Source organism: Candidatus Gracilibacteria bacterium (genome assembly GCA_010119145.1).
Classification (GTDB): domain Bacteria; phylum Patescibacteriota; class Gracilibacteria; order BD1-5; family UBA6164; genus JAACSU01.
On the sequence record JAACSU010000007.1, the window covers coordinates 392,053 to 411,651 of the forward strand.

General features: G+C 31.1%; 16 protein-coding genes. 11 read left to right on the plus strand and 5 right to left on the minus strand.

Annotation, left to right across the window (positions count from 1 at the left end):
* Positions 1-83: 83 nt before the first annotated feature.
* Positions 84-2,315: a UvrD-helicase domain-containing protein gene (locus GW846_02320; GenBank protein ID NDK09589.1), complete on the plus strand. Its 2,232-nt coding sequence runs from the start codon at positions 84-86 to the stop codon at positions 2,313-2,315.
* Between the two features lie 547 nt (positions 2,316-2,862).
* A complete protein-coding gene (locus GW846_02325) occupies positions 2,863-3,786 on the plus strand; it encodes an ATP-grasp domain-containing protein (protein ID NDK09590.1) in 924 nt (307 codons plus the stop codon).
* 46 nt (positions 3,787-3,832) lie between these two features.
* On the opposite strand, the gene GW846_02330 is transcribed toward GW846_02325, so the two are convergent.
* Positions 3,833-4,792: a hypothetical protein gene (locus tag GW846_02330; protein ID NDK09591.1), complete on the minus strand. Its 960-nt coding sequence runs from the start codon at positions 4,790-4,792 to the stop codon at positions 3,833-3,835.
* Between the two features lie 84 nt (positions 4,793-4,876).
* On the opposite strand from GW846_02330, the gene GW846_02335 reads away from it, so the two are divergent.
* Both GW846_02335 and grxD read left to right on the plus strand, forming a co-directional pair.
* Positions 4,877-5,110 (plus strand): BolA family transcriptional regulator, encoded by a 234-nt coding sequence (locus GW846_02335; protein NDK09592.1) that lies wholly within the window; start codon positions 4,877-4,879, stop codon positions 5,108-5,110.
* Between the two features lie 16 nt (positions 5,111-5,126).
* Positions 5,127-5,450, plus strand: coding sequence for a Grx4 family monothiol glutaredoxin (gene grxD, locus GW846_02340; protein ID NDK09593.1), 324 nt, complete (start codon positions 5,127-5,129; stop codon positions 5,448-5,450).
* A gap of 47 nt (positions 5,451-5,497) precedes the next feature.
* On the opposite strand, the gene GW846_02345 is transcribed toward grxD, so the two are convergent.
* Positions 5,498-6,931: a mechanosensitive ion channel gene (locus GW846_02345; protein ID NDK09594.1), complete on the minus strand. Its 1,434-nt coding sequence runs from the start codon at positions 6,929-6,931 to the stop codon at positions 5,498-5,500.
* A gap of 455 nt (positions 6,932-7,386) precedes the next feature.
* Between GW846_02345 and ppk2 the strand changes: the two genes are divergently transcribed.
* On the plus strand, positions 7,387-8,298 hold the full coding sequence (ppk2, locus tag GW846_02350) for a polyphosphate kinase 2 (protein NDK09595.1): 912 nt from the start codon (positions 7,387-7,389) through the stop codon (positions 8,296-8,298).
* Positions 8,299-8,351: 53 nt separating this feature from the next.
* Here ppk2 and GW846_02355 read toward each other — a convergent pair whose 3' ends face one another.
* From GW846_02355 to GW846_02365, 3 genes are all read right to left on the minus strand, one after another.
* The gene (locus GW846_02355; protein ID NDK09596.1) at positions 8,352-8,633 is read right to left on the minus strand and encodes a hypothetical protein; all 282 of its coding nucleotides are present in this window, start codon (positions 8,631-8,633) and stop codon (positions 8,352-8,354) included.
* A gap of 364 nt (positions 8,634-8,997) precedes the next feature.
* Entirely contained in the window at positions 8,998-9,468 is a 471-nt protein-coding gene (gene ruvC / locus GW846_02360; protein NDK09597.1) for a crossover junction endodeoxyribonuclease RuvC, read from the minus strand.
* A gap of 288 nt (positions 9,469-9,756) precedes the next feature.
* On the minus strand, positions 9,757-11,130 hold the full coding sequence (locus tag GW846_02365; GenBank protein ID NDK09598.1) for a hypothetical protein: 1,374 nt from the start codon (positions 11,128-11,130) through the stop codon (positions 9,757-9,759).
* 225 nt (positions 11,131-11,355) lie between these two features.
* Here GW846_02365 and GW846_02370 point away from each other — a divergent pair, with 225 nt between their 5' ends.
* The 6 genes from GW846_02370 (at position 11,356) to GW846_02395 (ending at position 19,596) form a co-directional block, all read left to right on the plus strand.
* Positions 11,356-12,954, plus strand: coding sequence for a BspA family leucine-rich repeat surface protein (locus GW846_02370; protein NDK09599.1), 1,599 nt, complete (start codon positions 11,356-11,358; stop codon positions 12,952-12,954).
* Between the two features lie 115 nt (positions 12,955-13,069).
* Complete coding sequence (gene dprA, locus GW846_02375; protein ID NDK09600.1) at positions 13,070-14,152, plus strand: DNA-protecting protein DprA; 1,083 nt, start codon at positions 13,070-13,072, stop codon at positions 14,150-14,152.
* 68 nt (positions 14,153-14,220) lie between these two features.
* Positions 14,221-15,132: a tetratricopeptide repeat protein gene (locus GW846_02380; protein NDK09601.1), complete on the plus strand. Its 912-nt coding sequence runs from the start codon at positions 14,221-14,223 to the stop codon at positions 15,130-15,132.
* A gap of 106 nt (positions 15,133-15,238) precedes the next feature.
* Entirely contained in the window at positions 15,239-16,576 is a 1,338-nt protein-coding gene (gene dnaB / locus GW846_02385; GenBank protein ID NDK09602.1) for a replicative DNA helicase, read from the plus strand.
* A gap of 78 nt (positions 16,577-16,654) precedes the next feature.
* A complete protein-coding gene (locus GW846_02390) occupies positions 16,655-16,858 on the plus strand; it encodes a hypothetical protein (GenBank protein ID NDK09603.1) in 204 nt (67 codons plus the stop codon).
* 83 nt (positions 16,859-16,941) lie between these two features.
* The gene (locus GW846_02395) at positions 16,942-19,596 is read left to right on the plus strand and encodes a valine--tRNA ligase (GenBank protein ID NDK09604.1); all 2,655 of its coding nucleotides are present in this window, start codon (positions 16,942-16,944) and stop codon (positions 19,594-19,596) included.
* Positions 19,597-19,599: the final 3 nt, after the last annotated feature.

Sequence of the window (19,599 nt, forward strand, 5' to 3'; positions counted from 1 at the left end):
ATAACACAAAAAATAGAAAAATAAAGTTTTGAACTTTTGCTAATCAAGGTATCTTTAGATTATAGTCTTTAAATAATTATATTATGCAGCTAAATCCCATTCAACATCAAGCAATGGTGTGTGTTACTTGACCACTTCTTATAATTGCTTGAGCTGGTTCTGGTAAAACAGCAACTCTAACTCAACGTATTGCTTATATGATATCAGAGTGTGGAATCAGACCATCTTCAATCCTAGCTCTCACTTTCACCAATAAAGCTGCTTGAGAGATGAAAGAAAGAACATGAAAAACTATTTGAGCTGAATATCATCCATATATGCTTAAAAATAGACACCTTCCATACATTGGGACCTTTCATAGTTTTTGAATATATGTTTTAAAAGAAATTTTGTCTCATAATTTCACTCATTACCAACAAGTTAGTGAATCAATATGACTCAAAGAAAACTTCATAATATATGATGAATCAGATAAAATATCTGTTATGAAAGACATTATAAAAAATGAAATGGGACTTATAGAAAAGGAGTACCCAGCTCGACAAATAGCTCATTATATATCAGATGCAAAAAATAAATCGCTTGATTCTAGGTGATACAAAAATCAAGCTGATGGTATGCTTGCAGAAGTAGTAGGGAGTGTATTTGAGAGATATGAAAAACGTCTTCAAGCCAACAATGCTATGGATTTTGATGATATACTTTCTAAGTTACTTCAAGCCTTTCACCTTAAAATAGTTTTAGATATCTTTCATGAACGCTATGAATATATTATGGTAGATGAGTATCAAGATACGAATTTGATTCAGTATGAAATAGTTGCATTATTAGCACTTAAACATAAGAACCTTGCAGTTGTAGGAGATGACTGGCAATCTATCTATTCATGGAGAGGAGCAGATATGCGAAACATTATTCACTTTAACAAAGACTATCCAAGTGCTACAGTCGTGAAATTAGAGCAAAATTATAGATCAACAAAAAACATTATAAATGCTGCAAATGTTGTCATAAAAAACAATAAAGAAGCACTTGATAAAGAACTCTGGACTGAAAATAACGAAGGAACGAAGATTCAATACTTAGAAGCATATGATGATAAGTGAGAGGCAAATTGGATAGCTACAAATATTAAGGATTATAATGATGAAGATATTGAAAATAAACTGAGTGATAATCTTATTTTATATAGAACCAATGCTCAGTCACGTGGAATAGAGGAGTGACTTCTTAAAAAAAATATACCATATATTGTAGTTGGATGACTTAAGTTTTATGAGCGAAAAGAAATTAAGGATATTTTGTCATACCTCAGGATTATACATAATCCAAATGAACCTGTTGCTTTTTGACGTATTGTAAATACTCCAACAAGATGAGTTTGAGCTAAGTCTGCAGAAATTGTTCATAACTACAGAAATGATTATTCGATTAGTTATCTACAAGTTCTTGAAAATATAGAAGAAATAGATGAGCTCAGACCTGCTGCTAAGAGCTCATTATCAGAATTTTATTCAGTACTACAATCGCTTATTTCTCAAAGTAACACTCTCAAACTTTCTACTCTTGTATGAGAAGTAATTGAAAGAATTAGATACAAAGATTATTTAAAAACTCAGTTTTCATGAGATGAGCTGGATTCAAAGCTTGAGAATTTAACAGAGTTACAAAATGTTGCGAGTGAATATGATGGCCTTGATCCGAGAGAGTCGTTGTCTATGTTTCTAGAGGAGGTAGCACTTATTAGTGATCTTGATAAAACGACGGAACCAGAGGATAGAGTTACTTTGATGACTATTCATAGCTCAAAATGACTCGAGCAAAAAAGAGTGTTTGTAACAGGGCTTGAGGATGGAATATTTCCACATTCAAGGACTCACTCAAACATGCGTGAACTTGAGGAGGAACGAAGACTTATGTATGTTGCGATGACTCGAGCGAAACAGGAACTTTTTTTAACCAGAGCAAAAGAAAGATTATATTTCTGAGATTATGTTAGAAATCCTGAAAGTAGATTTATTTTAGAGATACCTGCTGAAAATATTGAATCTATAGAACTGTGAGGATGATTTAGTTTTGATACATCAAACTCTTTTTCTTGAGCTGATTATGAGTCAACGATGCGAGTTGCGAAAAAAGTAGTAAAACAAAATAATGTTTCCGACTTCAAGGCTGGACAACGAGTCTATCATCATAAGTTTGGAGAGGGGAGAATAGAGTCTTTAGTATGAGAATTAGCTGAACTACGATTCTCTTCTTGAATTAAAAAAATGAACATCAGAATAGCTCCAGTTAAGCTTATTGCTGACGAATAATTTAAATTGCAAATTAACAAAAAAACATCATACTTTCAATGATGTTTCTAATTATATAGTATGCCTTTTGAATATATTCTACTAGTTTTTGTCTCTGTGTTTCCCATAAAATATAAGTTTTCGTATTGGTCACATTTTTTTTCACAGTGAGATCAAAGTCTAAAAAATATTATAAAACAAACATATCATTTTTGGTTGTTTGTAGAAATTCCAATATTTATTATGAGTTTTGTTGTGTTTTTTGATAAGGTCTTTGAAATATTTTTATATAATATATTTTTCTACTTTTTAATACTCTATAATATTTTTGTTTTCTGAAAAATACTAAGATGAAACAGCGTTTCATTCGTATGAAATAAACAATCCTATGTAAGTTTTGTATTAATATTACTAACATTAATTCCTTTTTTGTGGTATTATAAAGCATCGATATATCTCATTATTTCTATACTTATGATATTTATTCCCGCTTATTTTTATGTGAGTCAAAAAATAGTTTCTAAAACAAGGACTGTAAAAATATAATTATATATTTATAATAAAACGAATGTTAAAAAATATTGCTATACTTACTTGAGGTCCTTGATATGAAAGAGAAATCGCACTAAAAAGTTCGAAACTTTTTGAAAAATATATCAATATAAACTTCAAAACTTTTATTTTTCCAGAAGAACTCGATTTATTTTTACATCAAAGAAGTGAATTTGATTGAGTAATTCCAGTATTTCATTGAGAATGGTGAGAAGATGGTAAGATATTTGCTATGCTTGATATCCTCTGAATGAAATATCCATTTTCAAGCTGCGAAGTTCACTCATTTTGTCTCAATAAATTTCTAAGCAATAATCTACTTTCTTGAATGTGAATACATACTTGAAAACAATTTTTGATAGATGAAGGAGAACAAATGAAATATTCTCCAAAGCAAATACTAGAGAATAATAGTAAAAGAATTGCTGACATTTGATACCCATTCATAATGAAACCAACTCATTGAGGGAGTAGTTTTTATACATATAAAATTCATGACGAAGGAGAATTTTTAGAGAAATCTCTAGAGTGTTTTTGAACTATAGCAGATTCGTTTCTTATTCAAGAGTTTATTCTTTGAGAGGAATATAGTGTATCTATAGTGTGATGAAAAGCTCTCCCACATATAATGAAAGTTCAAAAAGAAAAATCAGAAATATTTAATTATGCCAACAAATATGAAGAAGACATTGAAAGATTTCCTGAATTAGAACAATGACTTAGAAATAATCTGTCAAGCCAAGCAGAAAAAATATTCTCAACTCTGTGGTGTAGAACAGTATCAAGGGTAGATTTTATAGTTCGAGATAGTGTTCCTTACTTTCTTGAGATAAATACTATTCCTGGTATGACAGAAGTATCCATACTCCCTAAAGCTTGGAAACTCTCATGAAAATCTTTAGACGAATTCGTAGAATTTATTGTTTCAGAAATAAAATAAAAAAAAGACTCGTTATTGAGTCTTTTTTTTATTTTAGTACATTCTACTACATAAGATCACTTCCAGCGATGAGCTTATCTCATTTACCGAGTTTCATACCTCTTCATTCGAGATCTTCATTAAGGTAGATAATTTTGGCATTCTGTCATTCTGACCCTATGTTGCCGAGTGTTTCTATTCTTGATGAATCAAGAAGAAACTGAAGTATCTTTTCTGCATTGAGTGATTTATCAGATTGTTTTATCATATCAACTGCTTCTTTGAATCATTCTGCAATCTTCGTTCTTTGACCTGCCATACCTTCTCATAAAAGAATTTTTGATTCTTTTTCTGCCTCTGCTTGTTTCACTTTCATGATTTTTTCTGCTTCTCATTCATTCATTGCTGCTTCTTTGAATTTTTGTGTTTCAACTACTTTATTCATAGCCATCATTACTGTACTATCGAGTTTCACATCCCTCACTTGAATAGAATCAAGTTTGAAACCAAAACTTGCAAGTCTAACTCTCAGTTTTTCTTCAATAGTTTCACCAATCTCTTCCCGTTTTGCAAATATTTCTTTGTGTGTAAACGCTACTATCATACCTCTGAGTTGTTCATCAATCGTAGATTTCATCATAGTACGAGCATCATCTATAGAGTATACTGACTTATAGATAGATCATTCACGAGTATTATTATTATCATCTTCTACATAATAGATAACATTGAGCCCTATATAAGCTGTTACGTTATCAGATGTTATTCCATCCACTTCAACTGGAAAATTTCTTCTATAGAGTGCCTGAGTCTTTGTTGTTTCTAAAAAAGGAATAATAAAATTAAGACCTTGTCTGAGAATTCTATCAAATCTTCAGAGAAACTCTACTGTTCTCACTGTGTTAGGAGAGATAATCCTCACAGAAAGTGCAATCAGAATAATATCTAATATCACAGCTACAATAATTCATTCTATTCAAAATAATACTCATACTATAAGTATTACAATAATAAGTATAGGCACCATAAATCTCAACATAATTATAGTATTAATAAATAATAGTTATAGTATAGTTAAATATTAGAGACTAACAAAATATATATGGAGAATATGGTTCTAGAAATACATAAGGCACTAAATAAAAGTTTTTGAGAATCTGTTATGGTAGATTTTAAGGATGAAAAAAATGATTGAAAACATTTTTACTTAGATATCACTTCTGATTTATTCCAATGACTAAGTAGAATTGAACAATCTAAACTTGTATATGATTGTCTCGACCCATTTATGAAAAGTTGATACATTCATGCACTGAGGATGAAATGTAGAGTTCAAAATAAATAATTTTTAAAGTTCAAAAATGTTAACACCGGAATTAAACCAACAAATAAAAGATATAATCTGAAGTTATAGAGTTGTATTATTTATGAAGGGAAGTCCAGAAGCTCCTGCTTGCTGATTTTCGGCAAGTGCCGTCGCAATGCTTATTGATACAGATATCTATTTTGAAAGTTTTGATGTTTATACTAATGAAATAGTAAGACAATGACTCAAAGAATTTAGTTCTTGGCCCACTTTTCCACAACTATATATAGATAATGAGCTTATTGGCTGAATCGATATACTATCAGAAATGCAGGAGTGCTGAGAACTTGAGGAATTAAAGAAAACTAAAAATTTATAAAAAAAAGAAGTAACAAATTGTTACTTCTTTTTTTTATAAATTTGTTTCTATAAATCTTTATTATTAGAAACCCATTTTTCGAGTTGTTTTCCAGCAACTTCTCGTCCTCCTATACCAAATGCGAGAGCAGCAGCAACAGCAGCAGCACCAAATACAAGAGTAAATACATTTGTAATTACTGTGTCAGCGATTCCCATTTGTTGAAGACCAATTGCTACAGATAATAGTATGATTGCATATTTAACAAGACTCGCTACCGTCTTATTTGAATGAGATGTACTCATAACCGCGTCATAAGCAACACTAGATATAATGAGTCCTATAATAATAGTTGCAATACCTCATAGTACTAGAGTGGCAAATTCTATGAAATCTTGAACAAGTTGTGAAATAACTTCTAGACCAAGTAAGTTTCAAGCTTCAGAAATTGCAAATAACATTAACAGTACAAATGCTCAAGTTGAAATAATTTTTGAAAGAGAGACATTTGATTTAAGTGGAATTCAAGCTTTTTGTAAAAAAGTATCAAAACCCATATTTTTAAGTATATCTTCTAGCATTGAGCTTATAAATTTTCAAGCAACAAATGCAAGAGTGAGTAACATGAGTGCTCCTACTATATTAGGTATAAGTAATATACTTTCTTCTAGCATTCTTTGAGAAGGAGAAGAGATTGATTCAATTCCGAGTCTATTTATAGCTGAAATAGCTACAGGTATAATAATAACTATGTAAGCGAGAATTCAAGCAACTTGAGAGAGCGATACATCCTTGAGTCCAAGTCTCGCTGTAAATGTGTCGATTTTAGTTGCCTGCAAAATTGAAGTTACAATTTGTTTTACAAGTTTTGCAACGAATAATCCGATAACTATTATAATAACTGCAGCAATAACATTAGGAATATATGATGTTATTTGACCAATAATATTATTTACAGGTCATACTATATCAGAAAGTCCTAGTCCGGCAAGAATAGCTGGAAGAAAAAATAATATTACAAATCCATATCCAGCATTTGCTAGTGATTTTGTAGTACCATTTCAAACTTTTGAATCTACATTATTTTCTTGCCCAAGCTTCAATATAAACATTCTCGTAAGAGAAGATGCGAGCCAAGTAAATATAACAAGTGCTAATACCCCTACATATTGTGGTATAGAATTAGCAAAATTATTTATTGGTTCAGATATAGCTGGGAGGTTTATATATTGGAAAAAAGCTACAAGTACATATGCAAAAACTATAACAAAAGTAATAATTCAAGCAATATCAGCTATTTTATGAATATTCGTTTTTACACCCATTGAGTTGAAAAAGTTTTCAAAAAAATCTATTTTAATTATTCATTTTCTTACTATTGATGCTAAAAGTTTAGCAGCAAACCATCAAATTATGATTATAAGGAGAGCAATAGCAAAGTCTCATAAATCAGCAATAAAAGATTGTGGTATTCGAGACATGTAATTGTTGAAAGTATTCATATTATCTAAATTAAAAATAAAAGTACGTACTTAAACTACTTCTACTAAGTATGATAATTGTAAGAGTCCTTAACTGTATCTTACTTTGAAATATAAAGTCAGATGAAGTTTTGTTTGACTTTTAGTCTATTTTATTTGACACAAAAATAAATATGTGACATAATTTTTGTATATTTACATTTTAAAACTATTTTATGACCGCTTTGTTTTATCAAATAATTAACAACATTGAAAAAATTACTCATAAGAACTATAAAGACTTTAAAAAGAAGCTCATAGTACTCTTAGAATGATTTAAAGAAGCAAACGATATAGATAATATTAAAGTACTTCGAAATAAACTTGAAAGTCTTCTTGATGAATACAAGGAAGATGACAAAACGCATAAACCAATTCGAGCACATCTTAAAGATTTAAAAAAGTTTCTTCATGAAATTGATGATATTATTCATGAGATGGAAGAAGGTGAAGAAAAACTAGAATTGGTTGATGTTATAAAAAAAATAGAACAAAAATACAGAAGCATTAATAAAATTAAAGAAGACAAAAGAGATAAATATAAAGAAGTCGCAATTAAAAAGAAAACAATTTCTTATGAAAAAGAAATAATGAAAATGCAGCTTGAACTTGTGAAACTTCAAAGACATATTCAGGAAACTGGTCAAAAAGTTCTCATAATATTTGAAGGAAGAGATGCAGCAGGGAAGGGAGGAAATATTAAGAGATTTATGGAATATTTAAATCCTCGAAGCTCTAAAGTAGTAGCACTCCAAAAACCAACAGAACAAGAACGAACTCAGTGGTATTTTCAAAGATATGTTCAAAATCTTCCTATGTGAGGTGAAATGGTATTTTTTGATAGGTCATGGTACAATCGGGCTGGAGTGGAACCAGTTATGGGGTTTGTAAATAAAAATAATTATGAAAAATTTATGCATGATGTGCCTAAATTTGAAGAAATGCTTATTGATTCTGGTATAAAAGTTATCAAATTATATTACTCTGTTTCTAAATCAGAACAGGCTGATCGTTTTGAGGAAAGAAGAAGAAATCCTTTGAAACAATACAAACTTTCTCCAATCGACCAATTTTCTCAACAACTTTGGAAGAAATATACGCTTGCAGAGTATCATAACTTTAAAAACACACACAACGATAAATCACCTTGGACGATTATTAATTCTGATGATAAAAAAGCATCTAGAATTAATTCCATCAAGTATGTACTTTCACTTTTTGATTATCCAGAAAAGATTACATCTAAAGAACTTGAATATGATGACAATGTTATTATGACTGCAGAACAAAAAATAAGAAGCCTCAAAGACGAAATAGAAAAAGGAGCAGATTTATTCTGAGAAAAATAATAATAACGTTAAAAGGCCCGCGCAGAGCGCGGGCCTTTTTTTATCGTATATGTTTAGCGTGTGCCAGAACCAGCGGATACAGTACCCGATCCAGCCATGATACCAGTGATTACACCGGCACCGATGGTTCCGGATCCGGAACCCATTCCTCCAGTACCACCTCCATTGGAACCATTTTTTGTTGGTTCTTTTGGAATTTGTGGATTACTTGTATCCACAACTGGAGGTTGCTCGATGACAGCAGGCTTTTTCGGTGGTTTGTTCATACCACCACCAGAATCAACACCAGGTGCATCGACTCCACCGGCTGTATTCATCGGAGGTTTTTTCACCAAGTTGCCGTCAAGGCTATTTGGTTTGTGGCATGCCCCAAGTATTGTAAGGACAAGTAATGGCAGAATAATTCTTCTCATCTCAGATTCCCTCAATAACACCTACTCACACTATTATAAGTCGATGTTTCATATTATTTATATTGTAATAAATAACAAAAAACATCAACCTATAATTCAACTTGAGAGTAAGTTGTTGGAGAGCACTAAAACAAATACGATTTCTATTTCTCATGTTTGAGTAAATCTACCAATCATGTTGAAACAGAATTATATATGTTTTATAAGTTACACTTAAAATACTATAATTTATAAAACATATATGTCAATATATTTATTGACAAATTTTAAAAGTGAAGAATATTAACTAATTTCTTTCAAGACCAGTCATATAAGCAATTCCAATTGCATCTGCTGCATCATCTGGTTGTGGTATACTATCAAGCTTAAATATTATTTGTATAGCTTTTTGTAATTGAGCTTTTTTTGCAGCGCCATTAGATGTGATTGCTTTTTTTATTTGAAGTGGGGTATATTCGTACAAGGTAATTCACCGTTTCATGATTTCGTAAAGTATGACTCACCTTGCGTGTGCAACGGCAATCCCTGTCGTAATATTTGTATTAAAGAATAGTTTCTCTACTCATACTCTCTCAGGATTATATTTTGTTATAAGTTCTTCGATATCTCTTCATATTTCTAAGAGCTTGAGTTCAAGAGATATTTTAGGAGTTGTATGAATGATTCAAAAATCGAGCAATACAAAATCTCTTCATTTCTTTTCTATTAATGCAAATCAGATAGTTGTAGTTCCTGGATCAATTCAGAGAATAATCATAAATGCTTTTCGTTATTTGACAAAGTGTGTAAATTGTGTAATAATATATATATGAAGGCAACTTCATATGTGTACAAAATTTATTCCTGTTAATATATTAATAATATGTTTCCATGAATAAAAACAAAATTTATGTTGCTCCATACTTACTGGAAACTTTGGTTGGGAGCACAATAGTTAATGAAAGAGAAAAACTAAGAGTTTTGAAATATGTCTGATATATGACATATAAAGAACAACTACAACTCTCTCGATTACTATAAAAAAAGAGGATGGTACCCTCTTTTTTTATTTCCAGTTAAAATACTGTTCCAGTCCAAGTCTTTCATCATCAAATTGAAAGAGTTGTCATTGTGTATGCAGTCGAGCTAGTACTCAATTCACTATTTTTTGTGAAACATCAGTCCCATAAATGTTTTTCTTTTTCATTTTTATATTTCAAATAGCTCCATTAACTATTTCAGCTATAAGTCAGGCATTTATAGGTGGAGCAATGATATTTGCTCACTCTAAAATAGTTTCAGTTCGATCTGATCCAAATCTAATAGTAACACATGGTGTTTCAACTATATTAGCTTCTTCTTGCATACTCCCACTATCTGTAACGACTGCACCTGCTTTTGATATCATATCTATTACTTCATGATGATGAGCGAGAGCTTTACCATACGCAAAATTATTTGGGTATTTTTTTACGAGATTTTCTATATCATCTCGTAAGCCATAACTATCTATAGCAAATTCACTAGCATAGAGTCCAAGAAAACAAACATAGACTCCTTGTTCTACTAGTTTTTTAATTCCATGATAAATTGCGAGGAAACGTTCCTTTTTCTCACAATTTTCTCTTCTATGTATGGTTACAAAAATGAAATCTTTTCATTTCATAGTAGGAAACTGTTCAAAAGCTTTTGAAAGAGATATTTTCTTTTTTGAAATTTCAATAGCATCAGCAATAGTATTTCCAGTTACTTCCATATTCTCTTTAGGAAATCATTCACGTTTGAGTGTCTTGAGATAGAGTTCGTGAGGGAGTGCAAAATACCCAGCTGATGGTTCAACTCCTCTTGTATCAAACTGTTCAGGATATGGTTCTATACTCCCAAGTTCATAAATATCTGGATTTTGAAGCATTTTATAATATTTTTCCCAATCGAATTTCCCAGCCTCATAGTCTGTAAAGAGTTTATGAAAAAACTCTCTATTAGGTGTAAATGTTCGAATACCTGCTTCTACGTGCACTACAGAAAATTTATTAAGAAACGCTGCTTTATCAGCTGTTGTAGCTGTTAGTGTATCGCCATGTACGTAGGGAACTGGTATTTTTTTGTATTCTTCATTAATTTCAATAAGAATATTTCCAAGTCTTTCTATAATAAGAGAGTATTTTTGATGAAGTTTCCCAGTAATATTAAGATTTATATCAACTATCATTCCAAACTCTTCGAGCACTCACTGAGAGAGATTGTAGTCATAGTGCTGACCTGTATGAATTAAAACAACGAGTTCTCCTCTTTTTTTAAGTTCTATATACAAAGGAGCTTGTTTTATGATATCTGGCTTAGTAGCAATCATAATTATATGAGCATATCTCTTAGGATTTGATCTCATTTCAATCCAAAATCAATCTCGAACTTGTATTTGTTTTTCTTCTGAAGTCATGAAGAGTTTATAAAAAAATATTGTACAGCAGTATGCTCAAGAATCATCAAATTGCAAAATAAGTTTATACTATAATATTTAGTTTTATCAATGTTGTAATTTTTGACATTTCCCAGTTAATAAGTAAATTTATTCTTAATTCATAGTGAAACCGCATTTTACAACAGACTCTTAAAGTATCATAATTTTTCCTAGTAAACATTATATATCATTAATATTAGTCTCATGAATACAGATAATTCATATTGAAAAAATAAGAATATTTTTTTGAGTTTCAAAGCATTTACACTCGTTGAATTGATAGTGGTTATTACTATTTTAGCAATTTTATGAACCATATGATTTATCTCCATAGGATGATATACATTAATGGCTCGAGAAAGTGCTAGAATATCTGACATGAGTATGATTTCTAGGGCTCTAGATCTTACGTATTTAGAGAATAATTTTTATCCTGATACAGCAAGCTGAATTACTGTCACATACTCAGGTTCCACACTTTGGACACAATGATTCTTTACGGAAGAAGTAAGAGCGAATACAAATAGAATTTCTCAAACACCTAGTGAAAAGTTAACATGAAAACCATATATTTATTCTGTAACATATAATCGACAAGAATATCAACTTGCTGGTTGATCAGAAAGCTGAGGTCCAACGGCATTGAACTCTCTTGTACCTGAAACAAATGCCTTTTTCTCTCGAGCCATTGTCAGATGAAACTATAACTGAGCAATTTTATGAAAAAATATCAGTGATAGACTTCATATTTTTTGAGTACCAAGTATCATAACTAAAAATATTGATTCTGTAGACATTGTTGATTTAATTAATCAAAAATGATTTGTTTTGGATTGATATTGAGCTCTTCCTAACTCTTTTGCAACTAATACTGGAGCTATACTATGAGAAGTGAATTTTACACCATCAAACGCATGAAATGTATTAATTTTTGATGGGACACCTGAAGAGTTGATAAGTTATTCTTGAGCACTTTTAGTTGCACAAAAAAGTTATGATTTATATAATTGAACTGGTATAAATAACCATAAGTCACTTAATCCTTATATAGTTATTAATCCTTCTACTTCGACAAATCAACAAAAGATTGTTCACTCTACTCTCCTTTCTCTCTCTACAAATAAAACAGTATCTCCTTGAATTGAGTCAATCTTGTTAACTGGAGTAAGTAATCATAATCCTACTAATGAACCTGAGGTAGTTGAAGAAGTTGTAGTAGATAATAGTTATTGTTATAATCCAACTAATATTGGTACGATATGACTTGCATGAACTGTATGTGATGGAATGCTTATAGTAAGTGATGTTGGACTCAGTAACGTATCATCTCCAGATAGATGATGAAATGGACAGTACTGAATCACTGGCCCAGATTCAAATTTTTATACTTTTACAGATTCACAATATAATGTCTTTACTTGAATTGTAACTAATATGGAGTGATTATTTAGAAGATCTAATTTTAATTGAGATATTGGATATTGGGATGTAAGTAATGTAGTCAATATGCATAGTCTATTTAGAGAAACTACAGCATTTAATCAAGATATTAGTGGCTGGGATGTTTCGAGCGTCACTAATATGTTTGAAATGGTGAGAGAATCTGTAACTTTTAGTAGTAACATTTGATCTTGGGATGTTAGTAATGTAACAAATATGAGTGCTATGTTTAGAGATTCTTGAAGTTTTAATCAAAATCTTACATGATGGTGCGTATCTAATTTTGCGGTCTCTTCAAGTGATTTTGCAAGGGATAGTATTTTGCAAGCTTGAAATAGACCAATCTGGGGAACATGTCCTTAAATACTTATCAATTATTATTATTATTATTATTATTATTTAAACAAATATTTAATTTCAGTTTTACATAAGTGTTTATTTGTATATATTTAGTGTATATGAATAATTATAAACTACAATGATTGAAAAAAAATATTTTGTGTACCTTCATTGGATATGACTCACTCAGAGAGATTTATGATTAATATTTTGTAAAATAGAATCTTTTGCTAAGGCACAAGAAGTATATGATAATATATCAAGTTCATTATTAGCTCAATATATTAACGACTCAAAGAGAAGGGATAAAATAATGGAGAGAAAACAGATTATAAAAACAAAACTCATTGACGAAGTAATAAATAAATTATGAGTAAAAATTATTATTAAGTGGGAAGAATTATATCCAAAATCTCTTAATGATATTCCTCATAGTCCATTTATCCTATATGTTCGATGAGAAATACCTCAAAGTGATATGTTTTGAGTCGTTGGAACTCGAAAAATAAGTACATATGGAAAATCCGTTATTGAAAAAATAGTCCCTGATATATCTAATGTATTTCCCATCGTTTCAGGCTGAGCTGCAGGTTGTGATAGCCTCGCTCATAAGTGTGCTATTGATGCTTGAAATAAAACTATTGTAGTTGTTTGAACATGAATTGATCAGACATATCCAGTTTGAAATGCTAAACTTTTTCAAGATATAGTGAACAATGGATGAGCCATTTTGAGTATTTTTCCAATTAATGAACCATGAAATCCATATAATTTTCCAGTTCGAAATGAAATAGTTGTCGGTTTGAGTAGGGGAGTACTTCTTATTGAGGCTCAGGAAAAATCATGAAGTATGATCACAGCAGCTTTGACACTAGATTTATGAAAAGACTTATTTAGTGTTCCGTGAAATATTTTTCACTCTCAGTCAACATGAACCAACCTTCTTATTAAAAAATGAGAAGCTAAGTGTGTATTATCTTCAGTTCATGTATTAGAGGAATACCAAAACTCAGTTAAACAATCATTTCATGCTCAGATACTTCCACTATTATGATGAATAGAGCTAGAAATATATAATCTTATATCATTAGAAGAGCAAACTGCAGATATGATAGCTGATTCATTGGATAAAAAGGCAAGTGAAATATGACTACAGCTTACACTTTTAGAGCTAAAAAAATGTATCAAAAAAAATATTTCTTGAAAATATGTACTTGTGTAACTTAGATTTTTAATTTCAAAAAATATAGATACAATCTCTTTGATCCTATATTTTTAGATATATATTATATGCTGTTACAGCTGGAAGTCGTATTGTTTCTGATTTCATTTTTTTATATCCTTTTCTTTCTTTGAGATAGATTATTTTTGGTATACAAAAGAAAAAAAACAGCACAATTAGAAAAAGAAGAAAAATCAATACTCAGAGCAAAAATTCGAGAAGATAATGAAAAACTTGAAAATGCTGTGATAAAAAATAATCAAAAAAAATCAAAAAAGAAGCAGAATAAACAAAGTTCAGAATCAATTAAATCAGAAGTTCAAAAAACAGTCATAACTCAAGAACAATGAGAATGATTAAGAGAAACTGCAAAAAGAGCTCAAATTCATATTTCCAGATGATATTTTGAAAGTGCGAGACTGCTTATAGTTGAGTGACTAGCACTAAAGAAAGAGGATAAAGAGCTTAATCTTTTACTTGCTGATGTATATGAACGTGAAAAAAAATACCAAAATGCAGCTTATATTTATAAAGATGTCATAGATATTTATGGAGAAGAGCTCTATACACTGCAAAGATTATGAAATATTCATGTACTTTTAGATGAGACTCAAAAAGCGATAGAAATATATGAAATTGCTCAATTAAAGGACAAATCTAATACTGAAATACTAGATATACTTGCTCATCTTTATATTGAAATTTGAGAATTCAAAAAAGCGCTTAAATATGCTTGAGCATATCTTAAAGAGAAACCAAGAAATGCTGAAAAATTGAGTATCAAAGCATACGCATTAGAAAAATTATGAAAAACCTTGGAGGCAATCAAATGTTATGAGTTAGTATTACAGGTTCAACCTTATAATACAGAGATACAAGATAGAGTAAAAGCTTTAGAAAAAAAACAAAATGAAGCTGAACAAAATGATGCAAAATCTCTGCAGTCAACTCCTGTACAAGATGAAAAAAATAGTTTTTAACAACTTTTCTACATAAAAAAGTATTTTACATAGAATAATATTCTCTCTTGCACTGAGAGAATATTTTTTTAGTCTATTGTCATATCAATTTCTTTTTACTATACCAATGCTCAAAATACCTCCATTTAGTTTAGAAGCTGAACAATCAGTTCTTTGAAGTCTTCTTATTGATAAAGACGGATTTATTATAATTTGAGACTTATTGCAAGCCGAGGATTTCTATGCAGATTCAAATGTGAAAATTTATGAGGTTATGTTTGATCTTTACAAGTTTAATAAACCTATAGATCTCATAACTGTGCGAGAAAAACTGGATGATAAAAAACTTCTTGATTCTATCGGCTGAATCTCTTATCTCGCAGAACTTACTGAGATAGTACCAACATCTGCAAATATATTTGAGTATGCTCAAATTGTAAAAAATAAAGCTGTACTTCGAAGACTTATTAAATCTTGAAACGAAATAGTATCTCTTTGATATCAAGAAGATGAACCTATTAACGAACTTTTAGAAAAATCTGAAAAATCACTTTTCCAAGTCACTCAAACTTTTATTAAAAATAAACTCGTTCATATTACTGATATTCTTACTCAAAGATATGAAGAGTTTGCAGAGATTCATGAAAATCCTGAACTTGTTACGCTTCATAGACTCCAAACAGGGTTTAAAGGTATGGATCATAAATTAACTGGACTCAAAGGTTGAGATATGGTTATTCTCGCTGCAAGACCCTCTATGTGAAAGACCGCACTCGCTCTTAATTTGGCTCAAAATATTTGATTTGCGAAAAAATCAGTAGCTATATTTTCTCTTGAGATGAGTAAAGAGCAACTCACTGATCGTATGATTGCGAGTGCTATGGGAATAGACAGTTGGAAGCTACAAAAATGAGAGCTTGAAGATTCAGAGTTTGCAAAAATATGAGAAGCTATGGAGCGCCTTTCAGCTGCGGATATATACATTGATGATAGTGCTGGTGGGAATCTCGTAGATCTTAAAAGTAAGGCTCGAAGACTCAAAATGGAGAGTAATCTCAATCTCATAATCATTGATTATCTTCAACTCATGAGTAATGGGAACTCTATGAATCGTGTTCAAGAGGTATCTGAAATATCACGAGGAATCAAGTCTCTGGCTCGAGAACTTGATGTGCCAATTATTGCACTGTCTCAGCTCTCAAGAGCTGTAGAATCTCGTCCAGATAAACGTCCAGTTCTTTCAGATCTCAGAGAATCTGGATCTATCGAACAAGATGCTGATATTGTTATGATGATTTATCGAGAAGATTATTATGATGAATTTACAGAACGTAAATGACTTACAGATATTTTTATCCGTAAAAACCGTAACGGTCCTATTTGAGCTGTGCAGCTCATGTTTCAGAAAAATAATCAAAAATTTGTTGAAGTTGAGACAAATATGCAACCACAAGAAGATTATTAATATTTACAGAGTGTTTTTTTGCATTCCTGCGGGAATCGTGATAGCATATATAAGTATTTTATTACTTATTTATATATTATGACTTGGAAGAATGCATTTCATAGAGTGTACAAGAAAGAATGTGAACCAATGGGGCAACTTACATATTGGATGTTATTTATTGCATGTGGATTCACCTATGTAGTTGGTACAGTTTCTGGAGCAGCTACTGCATCGTATGCACTCATAGTACAAAACCCAGAAATTGCTTCGAGTTCTTGGCTCGTTAATGGTATGTTTTAAGGAAGAATTCCTCAAACTCGATTTTGAAAAAATAACTTTGTTGCTATCATAGTACAAAGTTATTTTTTTATTGTAGAACACGAATGGAATTTCCTAAAAAATATGATCCTAAGAGTTTTGAATCATCTACTTATAAGCATTGGGAAACATCTGGTGCATTTCAACCTGGTGAATCTATTACTGGTGATAGTTTCTATATACCTATGCCACCACCTAACGTAACAAGTGTTTTACATGTTGGTCACTCTGTTATGCTTACGCTTGAGGATATAATGACTCGATATCACAGAATGAAGTGAGATACAACACTCCTCTTACCTTGAACAGACCATGCAGGTATTTCTACACAAGTGAAAGTAGAGCAAAAACTTGCAGCAGAATGAATAGATAAATCTAAGCTTTCAAGAGAAGAATTTTTGGCTGAATGTTGGAATTGGAATACAGAATATGGAGGTAAAATCCAAAATCAATTTAGAAAGATGTGAACGAGTTGTGATTGGACTCAAGAAAAATTCACACTCGATGATGATATGAATAAAAGAGTCGTGAAGGCATTTAATGTGCTCTATGAAAAATGACTCATTTATCAAGGGGAGTATATGGTGAACTACGACCCAGTTCTTAAAACTGTCGTATCTGACCAAGAAGTAATACATAAGGAAGAAGCTGGAAAACTCTATTATGTAACATATTTTGTTGCGTGAAGTGATAATGAAGTTATTGTTGCGACAACTCGACCAGAAACTATTTTATGAGATGAAGCCGTAGCAGTTCATCCAAAAGATAAACGATATAAAAAACTTCTTAAAGCTGGGAAAAGGCTTATTCTTCCTATAGTGAATAAAGAAATACCACTTATTGCTGATGAGATGGTAGACATGGAGTTTGGTTCTGGTGCAGTAAAAATCACTCCAGCACATGATGCGAGTGATTTTGAAGTAGGGAAAAGACATGATCTCCCTCTCAATAACATTGTTATTGAAAAAGATGGAACTATGAGCGCAATAGCTTGAATTTTCGCAGGTCAAGATTTCATGACAGCACGTGATAATATTGTTGAACTCCTAAGAAGTAAATGAAATCTTCTAAGAGAAGAGGATCATGTATCCAAAGTTGGTTACTGAGAAAGAACATGAGCAAAGATAGAAACTATTATATCGAAACAATGGTTTGTAAAAATAGAACCAATTGCGAAGAAAGTAATTTCTGGATACAAAAAGAAAGATTTTGAAATACTTCCAAAAAGATATATGAAAACATTTGAAGATTGGATGTTTAATCTGAGAGATTGGTGTATATCACGACAATTACAGTGGGGTCACCAACTTCCAGTTTGGTATACAGATGCGTGAGAAGTTATAGTTGCAGAATCACAAGAAGAAGCGCAAAACAAAGCCTGAGCTTGAGTAAATCTTACCCAAGATGCTGACGTGCTTGATACATGGTTTTCAAGTGCCCTATGGCCATTTGCTACACTATGATTTGATATGTGGGGTTGAGAACAGCCAGATTTATTTAAAAAGTTCTATCCTGCTCAGGTTTTAGAGACATGACATGATATAATTTTCTTCTGGGTGATCAGAATGCTATTGTTTTGATATGAGTTTACAGATCAAACTCCATTTAAAACGGTCTACTTACATGGACTTGTAAAAGATAAGCACTGAAGAAAAATGAGTAAATCACTTTGAAATGGAGTTAATCCAATTGATATGATAGACCTATATGGGACTGACGCGCTAAGAATGACACTCTCTATTTGAAATACACCATGAAATGATCTTAAGTTTGATGAGGAAAATGTAAAAAATAATCAGATTTTCATAAATAAGTTATGGAATGCTTCTCGATTTGTTCACGGAAATATTTCATCAGATGAATTTGATTTTGAAGCAGCTCATACTACACTTAAAAATAATTTTCAGACTCTCCTTGTTCATGAGAAATGGATACTATCAAAACTTGTTGAGTTGACTGAACTTGTTACCGAATCTATGGAAAACTATAGTTTTTCAGATGCAGGACAAGAGCTCTATGTGTTTACAAAAAATAGTTTTTGTGATTATTATATTGAAGAATTTAAACTTTCTAAGACAAGTTCTAAGCACGGTGAAACTGTTATTAGATATGCTATGGGAGTCTTGCTCAAGCTATGGCATCCATATATCCCTTTTGTATCAGAAGAACTATACAAAAAACTTTGATTCTCTGGAGATCTCATAGTTGCTCCTTGGCCTAAAGTCGAGATAGAATCTGACCAGGAAGCTATTAAAGCTCATGAATTATTTGTTGAGATTGTAAAAGAGGTACGAAAACTCAGAGCTGAGAATAATATTATGCCTAATAAAAGTATTAAGCTCAAAATCTACGCAAAAAATAAAAATGCAGAAATACTGGAACCAACTTTAAATATATTAAGTTGAATTCTAAAATCAGACGAAACTGAAATTATTGATAAAAAACTTACTGATCCAAACCTAGTCTACAGTGTTATTAAGGCTTGAGTTGAGGTATATGTTGATACAGCAAATGCTCTCGACCTTGATTCAGAGAGACTCAGACTCAAAGAGCAGATACTTGATACAAAAGAGTATATAAGTATTCTAGATAAAAAACTTCTTAACGAATCATTTGTGAGAAATGCACCGAAGAATCTGGTTCATGAAGAAATGAAGAAAAAAGAACAAGCAAAACAAAAACTTGAAAAACTTAAAGATAAATTAAAAAATATCTCATAGAAT